14 protein-coding genes and 1 tRNA gene are annotated in these 19,914 nt (G+C 54.3%); 3 read left to right on the forward strand and 12 right to left on the reverse strand.

The features are described from left to right. Positions 1-76: 76 nt before the first annotated feature. Together CCASEI_RS08145 and CCASEI_RS08150 are read right to left on the reverse strand one after the other, a co-directional pair. Positions 77-149 (reverse strand) — tRNA-Glu (locus CCASEI_RS08145). A gap of 633 nt (positions 150-782) precedes the next feature. Continuing rightward, a complete protein-coding gene (locus CCASEI_RS08150) occupies positions 783-1,559 on the reverse strand; it encodes a thioesterase family protein (protein WP_025387649.1) in 777 nt (258 codons plus the stop codon). A 112-nt stretch (positions 1,560-1,671) separates the two neighbouring features. On the opposite strand from CCASEI_RS08150, the gene CCASEI_RS08155 reads away from it, so the two are divergent. Then, positions 1,672-2,103, forward strand: coding sequence for a DUF6508 domain-containing protein (locus tag CCASEI_RS08155; RefSeq protein WP_155894826.1), 432 nt, complete (start codon positions 1,672-1,674; stop codon positions 2,101-2,103). A 149-nt stretch (positions 2,104-2,252) separates the two neighbouring features. Here CCASEI_RS08155 and CCASEI_RS08160 read toward each other — a convergent pair whose 3' ends face one another. The 3 genes from CCASEI_RS08160 to CCASEI_RS14435 are packed head-to-tail and all read right to left on the reverse strand — an operon-like array spanning position 2,253 to position 5,433. Further along, positions 2,253-3,482 carry a benzoate/H(+) symporter BenE family transporter gene (locus tag CCASEI_RS08160; RefSeq protein WP_025387651.1) on the reverse strand — a complete coding sequence of 410 codons (1,230 nt, stop codon included), beginning with the start codon at positions 3,480-3,482 and terminating at the stop codon, positions 2,253-2,255. Positions 3,483-3,522: 40 nt separating this feature from the next. Then, positions 3,523-4,152 (reverse strand): class I SAM-dependent DNA methyltransferase, encoded by a 630-nt coding sequence (locus tag CCASEI_RS08165; RefSeq protein WP_025387652.1) that lies wholly within the window; start codon positions 4,150-4,152, stop codon positions 3,523-3,525. Positions 4,153-4,161: 9 nt separating this feature from the next. Then, the gene (locus tag CCASEI_RS14435) at positions 4,162-5,433 is read right to left on the reverse strand and encodes a plasmid pRiA4b ORF-3 family protein (RefSeq protein WP_025387653.1); all 1,272 of its coding nucleotides are present in this window, start codon (positions 5,431-5,433) and stop codon (positions 4,162-4,164) included. A gap of 176 nt (positions 5,434-5,609) precedes the next feature. On the opposite strand from CCASEI_RS14435, the gene CCASEI_RS08175 reads away from it, so the two are divergent. Further along, positions 5,610-6,824: an alpha/beta hydrolase gene (locus tag CCASEI_RS08175; RefSeq protein WP_025387654.1), complete on the forward strand. Its 1,215-nt coding sequence runs from the start codon at positions 5,610-5,612 to the stop codon at positions 6,822-6,824. A 98-nt stretch (positions 6,825-6,922) separates the two neighbouring features. On the opposite strand, the gene CCASEI_RS08180 is transcribed toward CCASEI_RS08175, so the two are convergent. Then, complete coding sequence (locus CCASEI_RS08180; protein ID WP_038574559.1) at positions 6,923-7,786, reverse strand: cutinase family protein; 864 nt, start codon at positions 7,784-7,786, stop codon at positions 6,923-6,925. Between the two features lie 609 nt (positions 7,787-8,395). On the opposite strand from CCASEI_RS08180, the gene CCASEI_RS08185 reads away from it, so the two are divergent. After that, positions 8,396-8,608: a hypothetical protein gene (locus tag CCASEI_RS08185; protein WP_025387656.1), complete on the forward strand. Its 213-nt coding sequence runs from the start codon at positions 8,396-8,398 to the stop codon at positions 8,606-8,608. 133 nt (positions 8,609-8,741) lie between these two features. On the opposite strand, the gene CCASEI_RS08190 is transcribed toward CCASEI_RS08185, so the two are convergent. The 6 genes from CCASEI_RS08190 to CCASEI_RS08215 all read right to left on the reverse strand — a co-directional run bounded on the left by CCASEI_RS08190 (position 8,742) and on the right by CCASEI_RS08215 (position 19,428). Continuing rightward, complete coding sequence (locus CCASEI_RS08190) at positions 8,742-10,175, reverse strand: UvrD-helicase domain-containing protein (protein WP_025387657.1); 1,434 nt, start codon at positions 10,173-10,175, stop codon at positions 8,742-8,744. 2 nt (positions 10,176-10,177) lie between these two features. Continuing rightward, the gene (locus tag CCASEI_RS08195; protein WP_025387658.1) at positions 10,178-11,899 is read right to left on the reverse strand and encodes an ATP-dependent nuclease; all 1,722 of its coding nucleotides are present in this window, start codon (positions 11,897-11,899) and stop codon (positions 10,178-10,180) included. A gap of 81 nt (positions 11,900-11,980) precedes the next feature. Next, entirely contained in the window at positions 11,981-12,709 is a 729-nt protein-coding gene (locus tag CCASEI_RS08200; RefSeq protein WP_006823304.1) for a M48 family metallopeptidase, read from the reverse strand. Next, on the reverse strand, positions 12,693-15,779 hold the full coding sequence (locus CCASEI_RS08205; RefSeq protein WP_025387660.1) for a type I restriction endonuclease subunit R: 3,087 nt from the start codon (positions 15,777-15,779) through the stop codon (positions 12,693-12,695). Before CCASEI_RS08205 ends, CCASEI_RS08200 begins: the two co-directional genes overlap by 17 nt. After that, on the reverse strand, positions 15,776-16,981 hold the full coding sequence (locus CCASEI_RS14440) for a restriction endonuclease subunit S (RefSeq protein ID WP_025387661.1): 1,206 nt from the start codon (positions 16,979-16,981) through the stop codon (positions 15,776-15,778). The genes CCASEI_RS08205 and CCASEI_RS14440 overlap by 4 nt, the downstream gene beginning before the upstream one ends. Beyond that, the gene (locus CCASEI_RS08215) at positions 16,978-19,428 is read right to left on the reverse strand and encodes a type I restriction-modification system subunit M (protein WP_025387662.1); all 2,451 of its coding nucleotides are present in this window, start codon (positions 19,426-19,428) and stop codon (positions 16,978-16,980) included. Before CCASEI_RS08215 ends, CCASEI_RS14440 begins: the two co-directional genes overlap by 4 nt. Positions 19,429-19,914: the final 486 nt, after the last annotated feature.

The raw sequence follows: 19,914 nt of genomic DNA on the forward strand, positions 1-19,914 counted from the left end.
AGTCTTATCACTTTACTCAAAACATTGAAAACGAAAATGGCGCCAGCATAGAATGTAAATATGCTGGCGCTTCGCGTACCCCGTACGGGATTTGAACCCGTGTTACCGCCGTGAGAGGGCGGCGTCCTAGGCCACTAGACGAACGGGGCATGTGCCTTTCGGACTAGCTAAGAATAAACTACCGATAACCTGCTAAACAAATTTGCAGGTTATCGGTAGTTTTATGCGTTTGAAGAATTGAAAATCCCGAATCATGTGTCTCAACTTGCGGTGCACTACGCTGCGGCCGGGGTGCGGATCGAATCAGTGGTTATTCCGCTTCTTATCTATAAGATAATGATTGGCCGGTTAGAACTGTGCTTGCTGAGGATGATTCGGGATGACGCTGTTCGCGTTGTGCATCCTTAGTAGCTCCTATACTTCGACTATTGTTGGTGTGCTAGAAGTTGTGGATTATGGCTATGCCGCTTCTATTTTGAAGGATGCTCACCGTCGTTGCGTCGGGAAAAATGATGTGTAATTTCTTTCATCTAATCTCCTTTGCTGTAGGTAACTTTGTTATGACTGCAGCCTAACCCGAACCCACTTTGTGGGGAAGTACTTTGCGTGAAATCTCGGTGGTCTCAACCCTGGTATTGGAAGTGACGCGCGTCTCAACTGGGCGTATGTGGCACTGGTGAGGGGTGGGTAGATACCAGTTGGTTAATTTCCCCCGAAACTATCGCTGTGCTGCACAAACGTTAGGAACTGTACAGGACATCGCAAGAGATTGCTAATCGATGCTATCCGCGCCGGCGGATGGTGAGGATTTGGGAGCAGGTGCCGATAGGACCGGAGGCGTCGTGAATCACGGAGTGGGTCTCGCCTATGCCGGAGGCGCCGAAGCTGACATGGGTTTCGGTGCCGAGCCAGGGGCCATCGGGAAGCTGGAAGAAGTGCGCGGTCAGATCAAGGTTCGGGTAGGCGACTTTGCGTGGGTCTTCGCGGACGACAACACCGTTGGCCATATCCAGAAGGCTCATGAAGTAGGCAAGGTTGGAGACGGTCTCGCCTTCAATAAGCGGGGTGTCTGTGCGCCACCAGGCGATACCGCGGCCGGGTTCGGATTGTTGGCGGAAGCCGGTGATGGACTGGACGTATCCCCCGCCCCAATCGGTGCCGAGGGCAGGAAGAGCTTGCTCGGTCGGGCCGGGGATGGACGCAAAGGCAGTGCCGGCGATTGATGCGGTGTCGGCCGAAGCCATGAACCACGTGCGCATGCGCACGGTGGGGCGGCCGTTTTGGATGCAGACGGCCTCGACAAGCTCGATGGTACGGCCTGGGCGGACTACTTCAGTCTCGATGTGAAACGCATCGAAGCTCAGCGTTCCAAGTATCTCTACGTTGATGCGGCCAGGAAGCATTACCCCTTCGGTATCACGCCGCACGTGGTCTAACTCAGTCAAGTGAGTCATAAGGCCCATCATCGGTGCAATATGCTGCTCTTCGGTATTCCAAGCACCACTTGCAGCCCCAGTCGCCGTGAATTCATTCTCATCCTTGCGAATGAAATAAGCCATATACTTCTATCCTTTGACCACTATTTTCTATGAGATACCCAACCTGGCTAGGCTATCTCAATCTCCGGTGCTAAGTATCCAAACCCCAGTTTCTTTTCGGTACTATGGCCGTGTGAACACGACAAATCATGATGAAGGAATGCAGCTGATTCAGCATATTCACAATTTGTCGGCGCTACTCGCACAGGGATACAGAGCTGAGTTCGTATCCCCGAAACGCCTCCACGACGACACAATCCAGTTGGGTTGGTACAACTATGATCCGCAAATCTGGGATGGGATTGAAGCGGCGAACATGCTGCTCGGAGCGGACTATAACTATCAAGAGAACGTTGATGCCGTCAGGGACAAGAGCGTATCGTCTGCTTTGCCAGGTGATTTGAGTACTTGGTTCACTTGGATGTCTCGCGGCGAACGATTCTGCGACGGTTTTCTAGCAGAACAAATCTCCGATGGTGGGTTATACGCAGTTGTGAAGCGCCTTGAAGAACTCATTGCCGCGGGTGAGGTTTCTTATCCGCCAGAAGCCACGCGGAAGCAATAGGTCGACGTTTTCGAGATCGCTAAGGATATGGTCGCTCCCTGCTGAATTCCCAGAAAGATTTCCTCTACGGCTCGCAAGGCCTGCAGCGAGCGGTTAGAGAATGATGCAGCGTAGGTCTGCTGGCGACCGACCATGTTAGGCTATCGCGATCACTGGTGCTCGGCGTGTGTTTCAGCTTTGTCTTCCTGCGCCTGTTTGCGGGCGAGGATGATGCCGCGGACGATGAGACCACCGGCGATGGACCAGATTGCGGCGCCGATTCCGAGGATGGTCACACCGGATGCGGCGATGATGAAGGTGACGGCGGCCGGCATGCGGGAGTGTTCGGCGGGGTTCTTCCATGCGCCGGCTACGGAGCCGGCGAAGGTGCCCACCAGAGCGAGGCCGGCGAGGGTGCCAAAGACCTCGGAAGGCGCGGCGGAGATGATGACCACAACGGCGCTGCAGAACAGGCCGATGGTGATGTAGGTGTAGCCGCTCCACATGGCGCTGCGCCAGCGCTTGAGGTGCTCAACACCGGATTCGGAGCCGGCGGACAGTGCTGCGGAAATTGCGGCCAGGTTGATGGTCAGCCCGCCGAATGGCGCGATGATGGAGCTCATGAAGCCGGTGGTGACCATGGAACGCTTCCACGGCAGTTTGTAGTGATAGGCCTTCAAGATGGCGAGGCCGGGCAGGTTCTGCGATGCCATGGTGACCAGGTACAGCGGTAGCGCGATGTTGACAATCGCTGCGCCGTCGATGGACGGCATCACGAATTCGAGGTGCGGAAGGATGCTGATTCCCTCGACGGCCTCGGAGTTGAAGTTCAGCGCGATGACTACGCACGAGGCGACGAAGGCTGCGGGGATGGCCCAGCGCGGTGCGAGCCACAGGGCGAGCAGCCAGACCACGATGACTGGGCCGGCTAGCCAGGGTTCGGAGGCCAGCACAAGTATCGGCTCGGTGCAGTAGGCAAGCAGGAAGCCGGCGAGCATCGCCTGCGCAATCTCGCTGGGGATGCGTGATACCAGGGCCGCTAGGGGCTTGATAAGACCAGTAGCGATAAGCAGAATGCCGGCGACGATAAATGCGCCCATGGCGCGGGCGAGCATCTCACTATCGCCCTCGCCGGCGGCAAAGGCGCCAGCAATCAGTGCGGCACCAGGGGTCGACCACGCGATGGTAATCGGTGCTTTCGAGGTATAGGAAAGAAATAGCGTGGTGATACCAATGGCAAAACACACCACCAGCAGGCCGCTGGCGATTTGTCCGTCGGTAGCCCCGAGGTTCTGCATCATCGCGATGACGATGACAAATGAACTTAAAAAGCCCACCAGGCCGGTCGTGATTCCGGCGATGGCAGACAAAGAGCTTTGCGATGCCCCTGGCTTAGGCAAATGAATCCCTTCCTTATCTGTGCGTTAACCTCAATACATTCTAGCCATTTTTGCTGGTGAGAGCATTCGCGAGGAAAAGTGAGTACTCGCCGTCTTCGCGTTCGATCTTTCCAGCATCGTGGAATTGAACTTCCGTGAAGCCTGCACCCAGCAAAGATTGCTCGAAAGAATCCCGCTTGAACCCGTCATGTCCGTCATAGTGGTCTATGTGAGCATGAAACTTGCCACCCGCATCATCTAGTTCGATAATGCACGCTACTCCCCCAGGCACCAGGATGCTGGAAAATGCGGCCATTAAAGCTGGGACATCCGCCACATGGTGCAGCACTAACGACGCCACCACGATGTCATACTTTTCCTCCGGCAGCTTGCCGCCGACGAGGTCGGAGTGGGAAAGGTGGGCATCGATAAGCGTGCCTGCTGAAATCTTCTGCGTGATTACCTCCCGCATGCCGTGGGAGTTATCCGCCAACGTTAGTGTGCCCACGTGTGGCGCGAGAGTCTGCGAAACCAAACCGGTGCCCGCGCCGAACTCGAAGACGCGCTCATTTCCTTGCGGTTGGACGGTGTCCACAATCAGCTGTGCTGTACGACGCGCGCGCTCAATCTTCTTGGGGTCTTTGTCCCACTGGGCTGCTTGTTCGTCGAAGTGATGGCGGTGATCAATCATTCTCGCAGTTTACGCTTTGAGCGCTTGCCACGCGCAATACAGCGCAAGCTCCGGTGAGGGATCGACATGCTGGTGAAGCGGGTCGAGGACCGTTTCCAAGGCCTCGGTAGCCATTGTCACGTGATAGGAATTCGGCGTCACTCCATCAATCATCCAACCCATAGCGGCCAAACATTCGGCAACCGACTCGCGTAACTCACGGCCGTCCACCCTGGCGCCCACAGGCACATAAGCTTGCGCGCCTGTCGCAACAAGCATGAGCCCCAGCACCATGGCATCACGAAAGAAGGCATCTGAGTATCTAGCGAACGACGCCGCGCTAAGGCGCCTAATTAACTCCGGGTGATCATTACGGGCTGCTTTACCGGTACTGCTCAAGCGCAGTGTTGAGCGATACTTGCGCCTGAGCTTCGCCGCCTTGGAGACCTCATGAAGCCGCCACATCTGCGGAATATCAACTTCACGCAGCGACTTCGTCCACGCATTAATCTTCCACTTCTCCACAAAGCCACCGGTAAATTTCGGCGCGAGGTAACCCGACTTTGTCAGCGGAATCTCCCGCTCAGCCTCATCCAGAAAGTCCGCCCACGGAGCAAGAACTTGAACAAGTTCTTGCTGTAGTTCCGGGGTCAGCTGCGGCACCGGTTGCTTCATCAATGCCACACACAAGTCATTGAGTTCCTGATTTCGCGCATCAACTATCCTCTCCCACGTAGCGCCAAAAATCGGCCCAACACGGTCACCGAAGACCAACGCAACATCAGCAGAAACCCGCGGATTAGAACTTGCCTCAATTCTGGCGTTGACTTCAGCAAGGGCGTCACGAGAAAGCACATGCACCGGCAGCTCCCTATCCGTCTGCCTACCGCGGCTATCTTCCTCCGGTGCCTGCCCCGCACCCTCGATGACATAAGCAAAGTCCGCGGGTTCAGCCTGGCCTTCTAGCTCTAGCCGATGCACCCAACTATCCCCGAAGTCATATTCGTAGTAGCAAAAATCCCCTGCCTCGCGCAGCACCTCACCAATGCTCACGTCAGTTTCTGGATCAGCGAAGCTACCCACCTCCAGCATGTCTGGCTCCCAGTAGGGATAGATGAAGAACTTCCTATCTTCTAACCTGCAATTGCGCTGCGTGAACTGATGCAGGTGACTATTGGACCAACCAAACGCGGACTGCAGCACCGCATGCACGCGGTCCAGCGTCAACGCCGGGTCAATAGCAATGAGACGAGTCGCCCGCGGCTGCGCGGTTTCCAGGCTCACACGGACTTTGAGATACATACCCGTCAATCTACCGTGCGCGGCACACCCAGCGCCGCCACAAACAACGCCCCACCAAAACACCACAGCCAGCGCACCACGAACAGAACACCACAGAAAACACACAGCTGATTGCTATAAAACGCAGATTTCAGGTTATACTTGTATTTGATTCCCCGTATTTGAAAGGTGACCCCATGCGTCTTCTCCCCGCGCTGGCCACAGCAGTTCTTGCGTTTACCCTGGCACCTGCTGCTCATGCACAATCTAGCGCGAATTCCACCGGCTGGATGTCTTCCCTGGGTTCCTCCAATGGTGAGCTTTCCAGCGGCCTGACCCAAGGTCTTTCTTCAGGCAACCTGTCTTCTACAGGCTCCTCGTTGCCAGAAACCCATCAGGAGTTTAGCCGCAACTACGGCTCGTCTCTGGCCGCGATTGATACGACTTTCGGAATTCTGGGCCTGCTTGGCGATAACTCCACCATCCTCACTGACCTGTGGAAGTCAGAACAAGATATCTATCCATTTCCTATCGATGAGTCCATCACCACTGCCGAGCTAATCTCCCGCACGGCTCACAACCAGCCGGGTATCGAGCGCTGGATCGTTGCATCACCTTCTATGGGCCGCAATGTAGAGGTCGAAGTTCTCGTCGGCAACGGCGGTCCAATGGTCTACATGCTTGAAGGCATTGGCGCTACGAAGAACTCCAACTGGTTCAGAGAGGGCTATGCACAAGATGTCTTCGAAGGCACCAACGCCACCATCGTGATCCCCACACAAGCAGCGGGTTCCATGTGGCAGGACTGGGACAACGATGATCCGAAGCTCGGTCGGTACAAGTGGGATACCTTCGTAACCGAAGAACTTGCTCCTATCGTCGAAGACGAAGTTTCTCATAACAGCAAGCGCGGTCTTATCGGCTTGTCGATGGGCGCCTCTGGCGCTGTCATGATGGCCAACAACAACCCTGGTTTCTTTGATGGTGTTGCTGGTATCTCCGGCTGCTACTCAACTACCGATTCCATCGGCAGCGGCACCATCAAACTCACCGTGGGCAACCAGGGCGGCGACCCGAACAATATGTGGTCCACCCAGGAAGCCTGGGAACGCAACGACGTGGTTCTAAATCCTGAAGGACTTCGCGGAACTCAGATCTACTTGTCTGCTGCAAACGGTGAGATTACCGACGAAGAACGCGAATTCTACGCGGACAGGGAGATCACCGACCAGATCGCAGGTTCACTGCTAGAGGCAGGCTCACTCAAGTGCACGGAGAATCTCTCTGATTCTCTAACAAAGGCTGGCATCGAGCACACCCCGCATTACTTGGGCGCGGGTGCACACAGTTGGATCATGTTTGGCCCGCAACTGCAGCCAGCATGGGACGGCATCAAGTCCGCCCTCTACTAACGCCAGCTCCGCGCACTAACGCTAGTTCTCCGAACTAAGACAAGCGCCCCACAGTATCCACTACTGCGGGGCGCTCACTCATTCAATAGCCGCACTCGCTAGGCACCCGCACCATCACTAAGCAGCGCAGCCACTTCATCAATCACGCGTATATCCTGCTCACTCAGCTCGTTGAGAAAATACGACGCATGCTTCTCTGCCTTAGTCGATAAAGCATCATTCGCCGCCTCCAACGAGAAGTCACACACGAAATCTCCATCCAAGCAGTAATCCACCCGCTTATCCTCCGGCAGCACCGCCCGTTCCATCATCCACAGATACTTATGCAGCGGGTTACCAATTGTCACCGCGCCGTGAAGACGCCCAGTATCCGCCAGGTACTTCTCCACACTGGTTGTTATCAACGCCCCCTGTGAGAACCCCGCCACCACATACCGCGGCTTACAACCAGTAGCAGCCTCGTACTCCTCCACAACCTTTGGCGCATTGGTAACACCAGCACGAAGACTATCCACCAACCCAAAAGCTACCGAATGCAGCAACTCCCCAATCGGATACTGCTGAGTAATACCGACCGCCCGCTGCACCATTTCAATAGCCGAAATGTTCTCACCTTCTTCAGCCAACGGCGGCAAATCCATATTGGCCGGGTAAGCCTCATCATCCAACGCCAACACATAAATGCTATCCATCGTCCCCGGATGCCGCTGCTCTACCGAATGAAATAACGCCGTGAAATTTGGCCCCTCATAACCATTAGACAGCGCAGCATTCTCCGAGTACCGCTGCGGCCCAAAGTACTCCCCATATTCCTCATTCTGGTCAGACCCCCGTGCCGCCAGCACCACCATATCCGGGCAAACCCGCTCTTGCGCCACAGCATCCCCCGACACCGGGCTCAACCCAACAAGCACGAAGCAGGTCACAACGCCCAACACACTTCCCCGGCGGCAAATACTCATGCATTAAATCTACGACAACAGGCAACTGCCAGCAAGCTAACAGCACGGGTTTTAAGTCGTCCCAGATCCTTACGTCGAGCTCGAAGCATGTGCCCTGTCCAATTCAGGATCTCCGCGGTCATTAGACTTCCTACGGTCCCGTCAACTAGAAATAGCCGAACCTGTTTGCCATTCATAAAAGGAGATTATCACTTTCACACTGATACATTTCAGAAGTTCGGACTAACCCGAAGAAGAAAGAGCTCCTCTAAACTACAAATTTTAGATGGGTCCTCTGGTAAAAATGCAGAAAACGCAGCCGGTTTATAACCAGACTGCGTTCTTAATTTGTACGCCAAGCATCGCACAACATATACGAGGTGCTGTCAAGTGCGGCCGAACTATTCAAAACGGCCAATCTACCAGGGTTAATGAAATAAATATCTCAGTCGAAAACCTAGACAACTTCCGAGTTCAGATTAGATCATATTGGAGACATTCTCGTCACGAGACGAGCATAGAGGGTGGTACTTATACCAAAAGAATAGGCTGGTGACCGAAACCCCTTCAAAATAGACGCCCAGCATCTTAGATCATCTAGAATACACATAAACTACCCCGAGGAGACCGATGGCCTACTTCCGCGAAGACATGAACAACGTAACATTTGTCGAACATATGTGCCGAACCGCTGACGCACTGTTCGAAGCAAATGTCGATGAGCGCCAAGTTTACGAAGTACTTGGAAAATTCTGGGATCTTCGTCGGAGCGAGATCCAGGAAATTATATTGAGCGTTAATGAAGCGCGTCAGCAGCGTAAGGAAGATGGTGTGGAGCTCTAATTTTCTCTCTAGTCCGAGAACCGAGCTAATTGCGCGAGGGCGGGCACGGGGTGAAGGGAACTGACAGCAGTAGTCGGCACGCATTGAGTCGCGCCCCACTGTGCGTCGTGCGCAACATTTGATATAAAGCTAACTATTCCAGCTTCACAAAGGGGTTACTACCGATCAACGTAACAGACTTCTTAGCCCGCGATATCGCCACGTATAGATGATTATGACTGTTCATCTTCTGCAGATCTGAAATGATCACGTGGTCAAACTCAAGTCCTTTCACCAATAGAGTTCGAGAAACTACGCGCTGCGATATTTTTCTACTAGAATTCCTTAGTCGACCCCGAACCTTTGCGAGATTATCTACGGGAGATTCCTCAGCAGACTCGAGGCACTCTTTAATTGCCCGGAGGCCGTCTTGCCATGCTTCTCTCCGGTAGATGCGCACCGAAGGATTTCGAGAGATGATATTAGCGGCCTGAAGTAGGTTTTGATATGATGGCTGTTGTCGCAGACCGTCTAAGCTAGTCACCACGTCTTGGATCGAACTTCTCTTCAGGTGAGCGATCGGCTTATTGTCTAGAAGTTTGCGTCGGATAGTAGAGTCCAGGTCGGCAACACCGTTTGCACATTCTTTGATGAAATCGACAATCCACGAGGCTAGCAGAAAATCGCCTTCGGCAGGAATCTTGTTTAGGTGCGTCCTAATAAATCGACCCTGGATGTCCTCAAGGACATGAAACGCACCACCTAAGCTACTGGCGATCACCCCATCATCATTCGGGAAATTGCCGAGAATTAAAATACTCTCCCCGGTAGGTCGGTTCATAAACGCGGAGTTTCTTAGACCCATGCCGTTTTGCTTTGGAAGAAAGCTGACTCCAGGAACGGAGTATTTCCGTATGTCAAAAAGATTCCCCGGTAGTAGATCTTCACGAACAGACAAAGTCCAGGCTCCCAGTGCCTGATTGTGTTTCTGCCATCGATGAGGAGACCAGTTAACGTTGACCGCAGGAAAACTTCGCTGGACGTCATCATTCCAATCGACTAGCGGACCCGTAAATCCAAAAATCGCTTGCATTCGATCCCCTAAAACGATTGTCTTCGGAATCGATTCTGCTAGTGCTAGAACGAAGCCATGCAGTTGTAGCGTGCAGTCTTGATACTCATCCACTATCAAGTAGTCGAAACTAGATCTCAGTACTGTTTGCACTGCCTCCGCGCTGACCACTTTCTCTGCCCCAGACAGGTAGCTATCAGACTTCGACCAGTCAGGATGATCTCCAATCTGAACTCCAGCCAGATGAGAGTATGACTTAACCAGTGTAAATGCCCAGCTGGTGAGGGTCTCTACTCTCACCATATCTTGAGGTATTCGAAACTCGACCAAGCGCTTGCGGATTGCATCGACCCCGGCGTTTGTATGTGTGAGAATAAGAGATCGTGAACCTTGACTGCCTGCAAGAAAAGCTGAAGCACAAAGCAGGTGCGTCTTCCCGGCTCCAGCCGGAAGTTCAACTGAGCAGGGAGCGGATCGAAGGAGCGTAGATGCGTCGGTTGATAGCTGGGCGTCCAAAGCTAGCCCTCCTCGATATCAGAGTATATAAACTCCTGGACCCGATTCAATACTGTCCAAACGCCGCCTAGCTCTGAAGATTTTGATCGGGCAGTTAGCCATTCCCCGAGGATCTTTCCGGAGTCAATATTTTTGAACCACTCCGACTTGTTCGCGGCCTGAGCGACGATGCTTCGAGCAGTTTCAATTGTAAGGCCTGATTTCCGCCAGGATTCCATTTCAAGAGACTTCTGCCCCCCTGGAAGTCCGGCTTTATGAAGGTCCGTAAGTACAGTAGTTTCACCGGATCGACAATCAACTCCAATCTTTATGAATTCCTCTAGCATGCTCCACGAGAGAGATGAGCAAATTTGAGACTCGGTGTTATTCCCTTGGTCCCACTGAAGGATAGGAACTCCTGCACCCCGCGCCTTATCAACAGCTTTCTGCACTGAGTTGTCATCATGATCGAGGAGTCCCGCAACCTGAAAACCAAGATTCATCATTTCCTGGCATCGTAAAGCTACTTCGGAACCACCAGCACCATCCTGCAGAACGAAGCCGTGGCCAACGGCCACAGGTTCACCCAGTAGGTTCTGAGCCTCATCCCAATAATCAAGACAGGCTTGCACTAATCCGTACTCTGTTTTTCCCTCGCAGATCAAGATCTTCCTTCCAAGAAATGAGGAGGGTCTCGAACGGCGCAAGGCCCGGAGGCGACTACGCGATCCAGCCAACGACTTAATTCTTAGCTGTCCTTTATCATTTTGGGCTACAGACAGGCTCTCCAGGTCAGCTTGTTCGACTATTATCGGAGCATGTGTGGTGACGAAAATTTGAGAATAGCCTTGATCATTTTGCAGATAGCGCAATAGATTTACTGCGCGATGAGGTTCGAGCCCCGATTCGATCTCGTCCATGATTGCGATGGACCTATCACCTGCAGCCATCTGCTGGATCGCCAGGCTTGCTAAGCGCCTACTTCCAAGACCATAGCTCGCCAAGGGTAGGGAGCCATCGTAAAGGGCAAGTCCAGCTCCTAGTGAAGATCGGGAGGTATCGAGCCCAGGTTTAATATCCTGAAATACTCCACCACCTATCCTGTTTACCCGCTCCTGCACTTTATTGGAGATATTAAGCAGTGATGAGTTTTCAGATTCTTGGAGCGCGGTTTGAGCGGCCCGGCTAGCTTCCGCGAGAACTGAGCGATCAGCGCCATCCTTGGCAGATAGTCGTCCCAGAGCCGAAGTTCTGCTCCAGCGCAGCTGAGCATCAGTACGCTCATCCACTAAGAAGGTGGAAAATTCTCTGCGCTGGCTAGAGGTTAGACGCTGGCTTCGGCCCGACTTATAAACCTCCCAGCTAGGTTCCAGGTCATCACCTACTACTAGTTGGATTGTGAGTGCCGGCTCCGTTCCATCTTCAGGGTCTTCGGTTATATTGCCGTCCTCCTGTAATCCCCGAAGCCAAAGTCCGAGTGCAGACTCCTTTAAAAGGGGCTTCGGAATTCCTGTCAAGATGGCAGCGATTCTAATGTTCTGGGATGTATCGACTTCAAAGAAGTCTGTATCAGAGAAGGGGATGTTCCATCGATCTCCCAGCAGGAAGTTTAAAGCTACAAGTGTCGTAGATTTCCCACTGTCCCCAGGCCCAACCAGGGTGATGAGTTTTTGGTGGATAGGCATAATCCAGTCAAGATGTTTAATCCCACGAAAGTTTTCTATTAGCAATCGGCGTACCTGCAACGCGCTTCTCCTTTTTTATATATACAGATTCTATTGATCGAACTCATGCGACGCGATCGGCGTTGTCGCCGGACTGTTGGTCTAAAGATTCCATTCCTCAGCTGCCAGCGGTGCTTCATTCAGTTCATCACGTCGAGCTGTCCAGTCCGGTAAGTACTGATCCATAACCGCCACAAACTTCGCATTGTGAGATCGCTCAATCAGATGGGCAAGCTCGTGGACCACTAGGTACTCCAAGCTCCGTGGGTTCTTCTTCGCCAGCTCTGGGTTAAACCAGATATTCCGACTGTCCGGATTGCAGGAGCCCCACTTTGTCTTCATACGTTTGACAGACACCTGGTTCACCTTGACGCCTATCGCAGTCTCCCACTTCTCGATCAGAAGTGGGAGCGCAGCTTTCAGCTCCCGGCGGTACCAGCGATCGAGTATCCCGAACCGATCCTCGGGTGTCGATCCTTCCGGGGAGTAGAGCCAGAGAGTGTCGCCCGAGACGACTACCTTCGGGTTGCCGCTGTGCTTCGAAACATCTAGACGATAGCGCTTGCCCCACACGTAGTGGCTTTCCCCTGAGACCATCTGCCGCTCAGACTGGCGGTTCGCACTCTGCAACCGCTCACGCTCCCGCCGGATCCACGGCAAGCGCTGTACAACGGCCCGGCGGATCGTGTCCTCATCGAGCCGGGCGGGTGCAGCCACGCGGATACGCCCCATCGGCGGGTATACCGACAGGTGCATGTTCTTGATGTCTTTGTAGACCAGCTCAACATCAAAACCGGAAACAGTGAGGTAGGAACTAGCGGAATTCATCATGCATCGCCAATAGGTTAAGAAGCTCCTTCATGTCAGAGGGTTGCAATACACCAGGAAAGTTGAGCGCGAGAGTACGCATAAGAGACTTCTGCTTGGTCTTATCTCCAGCCCAGCCATGGTCTTTGTTGCGCTGGATCGTGCGGTAGACCCGCTCAACATCGACTTCGATGCCCTCCGGCCACGCGAAGTCGATCAGGGCGCGACGAGCCGGCGTCTTGGCCCAGTCTGGGAACTTCTTCCCAGACTCTCCCCTCGCCAGTTGCTGGGTGAACTCGACGAGCTTGAGGAGGTACTCCTCATAGTCGATAACAGCCTCGCGGCGCTGCTCAATCAGGGCGTCGAGCAGAGTAGACATCGACTCGTAGTACTTCGGGTTCATGGCCTGTTCGTCAACGATTGTCTTGCGGACGTTGTTGACGATCGTCTCAGCTGCGGCCTCCGGGGTCTTCCGGATGTTCTCCGGCAGCTTGTCGAGAGCTCCCGCCCCATGCTCGACAATGAGGTGTACTAGCCCCTTGTCGAAGGTCGCTAGATTTCGCGAAGCATCAGCCTGGATGTAGGTATCGAGAAGCGAGCGCATGCCGGCCTCGAACTGCTTGAGGTCAACATTTTCACCAGCACCGAGCTTTACCTCGTCGCGAACATCGACGAAGTGCTTGACCTGCTGCCTGATAGATTCCGCTTCGCTCGGCGAGTACCCGGCATCAGTCATTCGGTTGGCTAGGTTGGCGTATGCCCGAACCAGGCTCGCCACTCCCTTGTACAGGTCGACACGCTTAGGTTCGTTGGCCTTGAGCTGCTCTGCGCTGCCGCTCTCCATCGCGCAAAAATAGTGCTGGTACTGCAGCGTGCCCTTCGGCGGAGACACTGGCTCGCACAGCGCTCGCACCATCTCCAGAGCTTCATCCAGGTCTTGGCGCTCCTGCTCAATACGATCCTTGAGCAGGCCTTCTACATCTTCTTCGTCGTAATCTGCGAAGGCTTCAGAGGTGTAGTCAGAGACCGCATCCTCCAGAGACTTGAACAGATCTCGGTAGTCGACGATATAGCCGTACTCTTTATCGTCACCATCGAGCCGGTTCACGCGGCAGATAGCCTGGAAGAGGCCGTGATCCTGCATGTTCTTATCGATGTAGAGATAGGTCGCACTCGGTGCATCAAAGCCGGTCAGGAGTTTATCGACCACGATAAGTAGCCGCATCTGGCCGGGATGCTTGATGAACGTCTCCTTGACGCTCTTCTCAAACTCGTCAATCCGCTTGACAGCATCATCGGGGTTGGTCTGGAAGTAGTCGGCGAGCATCCGACGGTAGATGTCGTACTTGACGATCTCCTCATTCTTGCCGGCCCCGGAGTCTTCCTTGGAGATCTTGGATGCGTTCGGCTCATAGCTCGTGACGATGGCGATCTTGCCGGCGAGTTCACTGCGGCTGAAGATGTCGTAGAACTTGCAGGCTTGGTAGACACTCGAACACACCAGCATGGCGTTGCCTCGGCCATCCATTAGGCGAGGCATCCTGGCCATATCCATCAGGATGTCTGCCGCGATCTGCCGGGCACGCGGCTCAGCGGACTCGACTTCCTTGATCGTTGCCCACCGTTTCTTCAGCTGGTGCTTTGTCAGATCGGTCATGCCCTGGGTGTGGATTTGGAACCACTCATCGACCCGCTCCGGACTCGTGAGTTTCTGCTCGATGTCTCGAGCCTCGTACCGAAGGTCCAGAACCACGCCATCTTCAACAGCTTCATCGAATTTGTAGGTGTGGATGTAGGAGCCGAAAGTCTCAATACTGGAGGCCTTGTCCTTCTTGAGAAGAGGTGTGCCGGTGAAGCCGATGAACATCGCGTTCGGCAGCAGTTCCTTCATCGCACTGTGTAGCTTGCCGCTCTGGGTGCGGTGAGCCTCATCGACGAAGACGAAGAGATTACCTTTCGGACTGAACCCCTCGAGCAGGGGCTTCTTGAGCTGACGCACGAAGTCTTCCGTGTCGCCCTGATCCTTCTCGTCATCACCCCGGAACTTATGCACCAGTGAGCACATCAGCCAGGGCTGGTTCCGGTTGAGCATGCCGATCATGCCGGCTCCAGACGTCGACCGTTCGATGGTCTCATCGACTCCAGCAAAAACCTTCTCGATCTGCTCATCGAGTTCGGTGCGGTCGGTGATCACTAAGACACGGGCCTCGCGCTGGTTCTCCCGGATCCACTTCGCCAACCACACCATCGTCAGGCTCTTACCTGACCCTTGAGTGTGCCAAATGATGCCGCCCTCGCGGCGAGCGATGCGCTCCTGAGCAGCCTTGACGCCGAAGTACTGGTTGTGTCGGGCGGTTTTCTTCACGCCCGAATCAAAGACAATGTAGTCATGGATGAGTTCGAGGAAGCGTTGTTTGTTCGCCATCTGAAGCAGGCCACGGTCGAGATGGTTCTCAACCTCGCTTGGTTCTTTCCACTCCAACCAGTACTTCTCCGGCGTCTCAATCACGCCGTAGCGAAGCCCCTCGACGTCATTGCCAGCGAACAGTAGCTGGACCGTGGTGAAGAAAGGACGAACGAAGTCCGCCTTCTGGTTGCCGAGATGCTGACGGATACCGTCACCAACACTGACCTTAGAGCGCTTGAGCTCAATGACCCCAAGGGCGATGCCGTTGACGTAAAGAACGACATCAGGCCGCTTGGCGTTCTTCCCCTTGATAGAGACCTCTTCAGCCACCACAAAGTGATTAGCCTCCGGGTCCTTCCAGTCGACAAGCCACACCGTCTCGAAGTTCTCCGAGACGCTGCGCTTGACCTTCACGCCATAGCGGAGCAGGCCGTACACTTTCCGGTTGGCGTCGTAGAGCGAGCCGCCCGCCGGTAGAGAAGCGGCGGTTACTAACTGCTGGATGGCACGCCGAACCAGATCCTCGCCGTATCCACGAGCAAGCAGGTTCTGGCGAAGCAACTCCTCCTCGACGTTGGAATTAGTCCGGTCCTTCCAGTCTCCGGCGTACTCATACCCGAGCTGGCTAGACAAAATATCTACGACGCGATCCTGCGTGACCCGCTCACGCTGTCCAACGGAACTCATGATGAGACCTCCTCAATAGGCAGGCGAGTGCGGCCAGTAAGGAGCTCTTGCATCATGCCGTCTTTTACATTCCGGGCTGACTGTAGGCGCCGCATTAGAGCATTCAGTTCTTCGTCTGCATCCTGTAAAACGTGGGCGATACCGGCTTGCTCTTCAATCGGGGGGAGATCTACGATCTTGGATGCCAATTCAGTTGTGGAAATTCCAGAGACGGTGCTTCCTCCAGCTGCTCGCGCAAAAGATTCTTCGTTGAGATTGAACCAGTAACGTAGGAACGTTGGGTCAACTTCCTGTTTGAGATTCAGGACCTTCAAGTCTTGGTTTATGGCTACGTCTACGGAAAATTGAACAGCTCTAGCAATCAACATTCTCACTGAGACGATCAGTTCTCCAGCTGGTACGACACGCGCAGCACTCTCAGCGACGCCGCGAGTGGAAATATGGTCGAGGGTGCCCTTTGGGTTGAATTTGCTTAAATCTTTTACAGTAGCCCACGGAATTTGGCCTCCCCAGTAGTCGGCAATAGCCTTCGAAGGGGTACCACCTCCTCGAATAGATACACACAGTTGACCAATTGTTTTAGATTCCCATTTACCTGTAAAGCCCCTTAAACGAGTATTGCCTGTTAGTAGCTCCTGCATCATGCCCTGTTTGATTGCCTGCTTCTTGGAGATGAGACGCTTGAGAGTGGCAATCAGCCGATCCACATCTTGAAGCCGTTCCGTGATCGCTTGTTGCTCCGACTTAGAGGGAAGGGTGACAACGAATCCGTTGAGGCTCCCGTTCGTGATCTGATTAATCGTCGCACCTAGATGTTCGTCGATCTGACGCTTAAAGTCATCAGACTGGAAGAAGTACCGCAGGAACGGGTTTAAATCGGAGCGGTATACAGCCATGAAAGCACCGAAGGTCTGTCCGGAGACTCGACGATCGAGTATGGCGCTTTTACCGATCAATCGACGGCTGCCATTACGGACACAGATGAGAATATCATTCTCACGTGTGCGGATCTTCTCGGGAATCGCGCAGTCGACATATACATTGTCATCGAATGCAAGCTCGCCATCCTGAATATTCGATGAACGGAGGACAAGCGTGCCTGAACGCTTGACATTGCTAGGACTATATGTCAACCCGATTAGGCTTTGCCCTATATCGCCGAGCCGAACGTTTCGCCACTGGGGATTAGTCAAGGTGTTCATTGAATCCCCATATCCGCTAGGTGGACCGCCACCTTCTTCTGAAGGTCTTCTAGTTCAGCGTCGAGATCATCAACAGTCTCGTCGTATCGCTTGCCGAGCTCTTGGATACGGCGTATCAGTTGGAAGGTTGCAGTATCGACTTCACTAGCAAACCGACCTGCGACGACAGTCTGCCACTTGTCGCTAGTTACCAGCTCACGGATCTCCTCCTCGGAGAGCTTGGCGTACGTTGCAATCACCTTCGTGTCCAGCTGCAACATCCCATCCTTGACTGACTTCTTTGCTGCCGTCTCTGCCGTAAACAGCTTGATCACCGTGTTCAGCGCGGCAATCTCGTCGGCTTCGGCGTCTTCTAGCTTGGCAGTCTTCAATCGGTCACGGGCATCCTTTACCTTGACGCCACCAGCATCGTTGACGGCCTCCCACAGCAGCCCTTCCTCTACGGCGTGCTCCTCGATATGCTCTTGGAGCTCCTGGCTGATGCGTTCTTGCTCCGCAGTGAGGCGATCAAGCTCGGCCTTCTCGTCGGCGAAGTACCGGTCGATGATCAGCGCCGGCGGGATTAGGTCAGTTACCCAGCGCTGTGCCTTGACTCCAGTTCCAAAGACTAGATCGGCACTCTCGTACTTCGGTTTCTTCTTGTTGTCATAGCCAGTGATCCGAGCTTCACGCGGTTGAGCAGCATCAACCCAGCCGGACCCGACGATGAGTGTGACGTCATCGTGCATGGTGTCATTCCAGTAGCTCATCAGCTGCTCGTACACGCTGTACTCGCTGATCAACGGGCGACCCCGGAATTTCTCCAGCAGGTCATCGCCAAGATCCTCAATCAGCTGCTGAGGCCTGGTCTGGGAGTCAATCGCCTCCAGCTGGCCTCGGTGAGAGTTCCACCAATCCTCAACAGCCTTAGAGACAGTCGAGGTAAGAGCTTTGACGTCCTCCGATTCCTCAATCACCTTTGTTACCTGCTCGGGCTCCACTGTGAGCTCTGAATATCCCTCGCGGAGAGGTCGGAATAGCTCGTCACGCAGGTTCGGGAAAGCATCCCAGTATTCACCCAGAGCATCCAGATCTCGGTTCGGGATCCCGCCCTTGAGGTGAGCCTCCAGGTCCTGAATGTCTTCAGGTTCAGACGTGTCAATGTAGCGGGGGATGTTGAGGTTATGGTTGTTCTTCGCATCGGATATCTCCGACAGCGGCACCATCCGTGCGTAACGCTCGACTTCCTCGCCGGCGAGGTAGGTGTCGATGATCTTGCGCATATCTCGAGGACGCAGACGGTTCTTAGCGCCGTCCTTCTCAAACCCCTTGGAGGCATCGATCATAAAGATGCCCGTCCGGCTAGCCGCTTCCTTCTTATCGATAACGATGATGCAAGCCGGAATGCCAGTTCCGTAGAACAGGTTGGCTGGCAATCCAATGATCGCCTTAATCAGGCCGCGCCGGATCAGCTCTTCACGGATCGCGGCCTCAGTGTTGCCACGGAAGAGCACTCCGTGGGGAAGAATCACCGCTCCCCGACCGTCAGACTTGAGCGACTTCACCATGTGAAGCAGGAATGCGTAGTCACCGTTCTTCTCCGGCGGTTCAGCGAAACCGTCGAACCGTCCGTACTCCTTGTCGAAACCGTTCTTCCAGGTCTTCACGGAGAACGGCGGGTTAGCCACGAAGTAGTCAAAGGTCTGTAGCTGCTCACCCTTGAGGAACTTTGGATCAGAGAGCGTGTCTCCCTGGCGGATGTCATGCGTCTCGTTGCCGTGCAGGATCATGTTCATGCGCGATAAAGCCCAGGTGGCGTTGTCCTTCTCCTGGCCGTAGATCGACAAGCCGTTGGGCGCAGAATCCGCCACCTTGATCAACAGCGAACCAGACCCACAGGTCGGGTCATAAACGGTGGTAGAGCGAGGAGCATCCTTCGGGATCTCCAGTACCTGAGCCATAATCCTGGAAACCTCAGCCGGGGTGTAGAACTGCCCCTTGCTCTTGCCGGACTCCGTCGCAAAATGCCGCATCAGGTACTCATACGCATCCCCGAGCAGGTCGTCACCCTCAGCACGGGAGCCGGTGAAATCGATGTCCTGGAAGATGCTAACCAGGTTGGTCAGGCGATCCTGCATAGCCTTGCCTTCGCCCAATTTGTTCGGGTCATCGAAGTCGGCGTTGTTGATCACGCCCTGCAGATCGTTAGCCTCAGCCAGTCGGCGAATGGCAATGTTCATTTTCTCGCCGATATCGGGGGCACCCTTGAGCGCCACCAAATCGTCGAAAGATCCACCCTCCGGAACCTCGATCAGACTGTAGGGGTCGCTTTTGGCCTTATCCGAGACATACTTCACGAACAGGAGCGTCAGGACGTAGTCCTTGTACTGGCTGGCATCCATGCCGCCGCGCAGCTCATCGGCACTCTTCCAGAGGGAGCTGTAAAGATCAGACTTCTTGAGAGCCACTACCACGTCACCACCTTCGACGACTCGGCGTTAATTGATGCTTGTTGGACTCTCAGGCTCATCTTGCGGTTTTCTCCTCCACGCTGGGTGGTCTAAATCTTGTTAGGTAGTTGACTCTACTGATCGCCACCGACATGGTTGCCGGGAACTGCCCTCGTCAGGTGTGAAGTGGCGGACTGCAACTTCACACCTGGGTTGGTCGTCAATGTTTTGATTATACCTCCGAACTGGGGTTTTGTTAACTATGTCCACGAGTCCACACACCTCTCGGAGAGGTCGCCATGTTCGAACACGCAAGCGGTGGAACTTCGCCCACTCCAGGGGGCGACCCTGCCGGGTAATGCTTCGTAGCGTCGTGCTCATGAGCGCCTCCGACAGCCGCAGCCCAGGCCTGGACGGCTACGTTGACTGGATCGTCTTCGACCGAGACTGGAATTCCTTTTCCGAGCCGTGTGAAACTGAGGAGGAGGCCCAGTGGGTCTCCCA

This window comes from Corynebacterium casei LMG S-19264, assembly GCF_000550785.1.
Lineage (GTDB): Bacteria > Actinomycetota > Actinomycetes > Mycobacteriales > Mycobacteriaceae > Corynebacterium > Corynebacterium casei.

What these genes read in the sequence shown, in the direction of transcription:
- CCASEI_RS08165 (WP_025387652.1), bottom strand. Translation starts at nt 4,152, where the DNA reads ATGATTGATCACCGCCATCACTTCGACGAACAAGCAGCCCAGTGGGAC.
- CCASEI_RS08200 (WP_006823304.1), bottom strand. Translation starts at nt 12,709, where the DNA reads ATGATGAATTCCGCTAGTTCCTACCTCACTGTTTCCGGTTTTGATGTT.
- CCASEI_RS14440 (WP_025387661.1), bottom strand. Translation starts at nt 16,981, where the DNA reads ATGAACACCTTGACTAATCCCCAGTGGCGAAACGTTCGGCTCGGCGAT.
- CCASEI_RS08185 (WP_025387656.1), top strand. Translation starts at nt 8,396, where the DNA reads ATGGCCTACTTCCGCGAAGACATGAACAACGTAACATTTGTCGAACAT.
- CCASEI_RS08175 (WP_025387654.1), top strand. Translation starts at nt 5,610, where the DNA reads ATGCGTCTTCTCCCCGCGCTGGCCACAGCAGTTCTTGCGTTTACCCTG.
- CCASEI_RS08180 (WP_038574559.1), bottom strand. Translation starts at nt 7,786, where the DNA reads ATGAGTATTTGCCGCCGGGGAAGTGTGTTGGGCGTTGTGACCTGCTTC.
- CCASEI_RS08150 (WP_025387649.1), bottom strand. Translation starts at nt 1,559, where the DNA reads ATGGCTTATTTCATTCGCAAGGATGAGAATGAATTCACGGCGACTGGG.
- CCASEI_RS14435 (WP_025387653.1), bottom strand. Translation starts at nt 5,433, where the DNA reads ATGTATCTCAAAGTCCGTGTGAGCCTGGAAACCGCGCAGCCGCGGGCG.
- CCASEI_RS08205 (WP_025387660.1), bottom strand. Translation starts at nt 15,779, where the DNA reads ATGAGTTCCGTTGGACAGCGTGAGCGGGTCACGCAGGATCGCGTCGTA.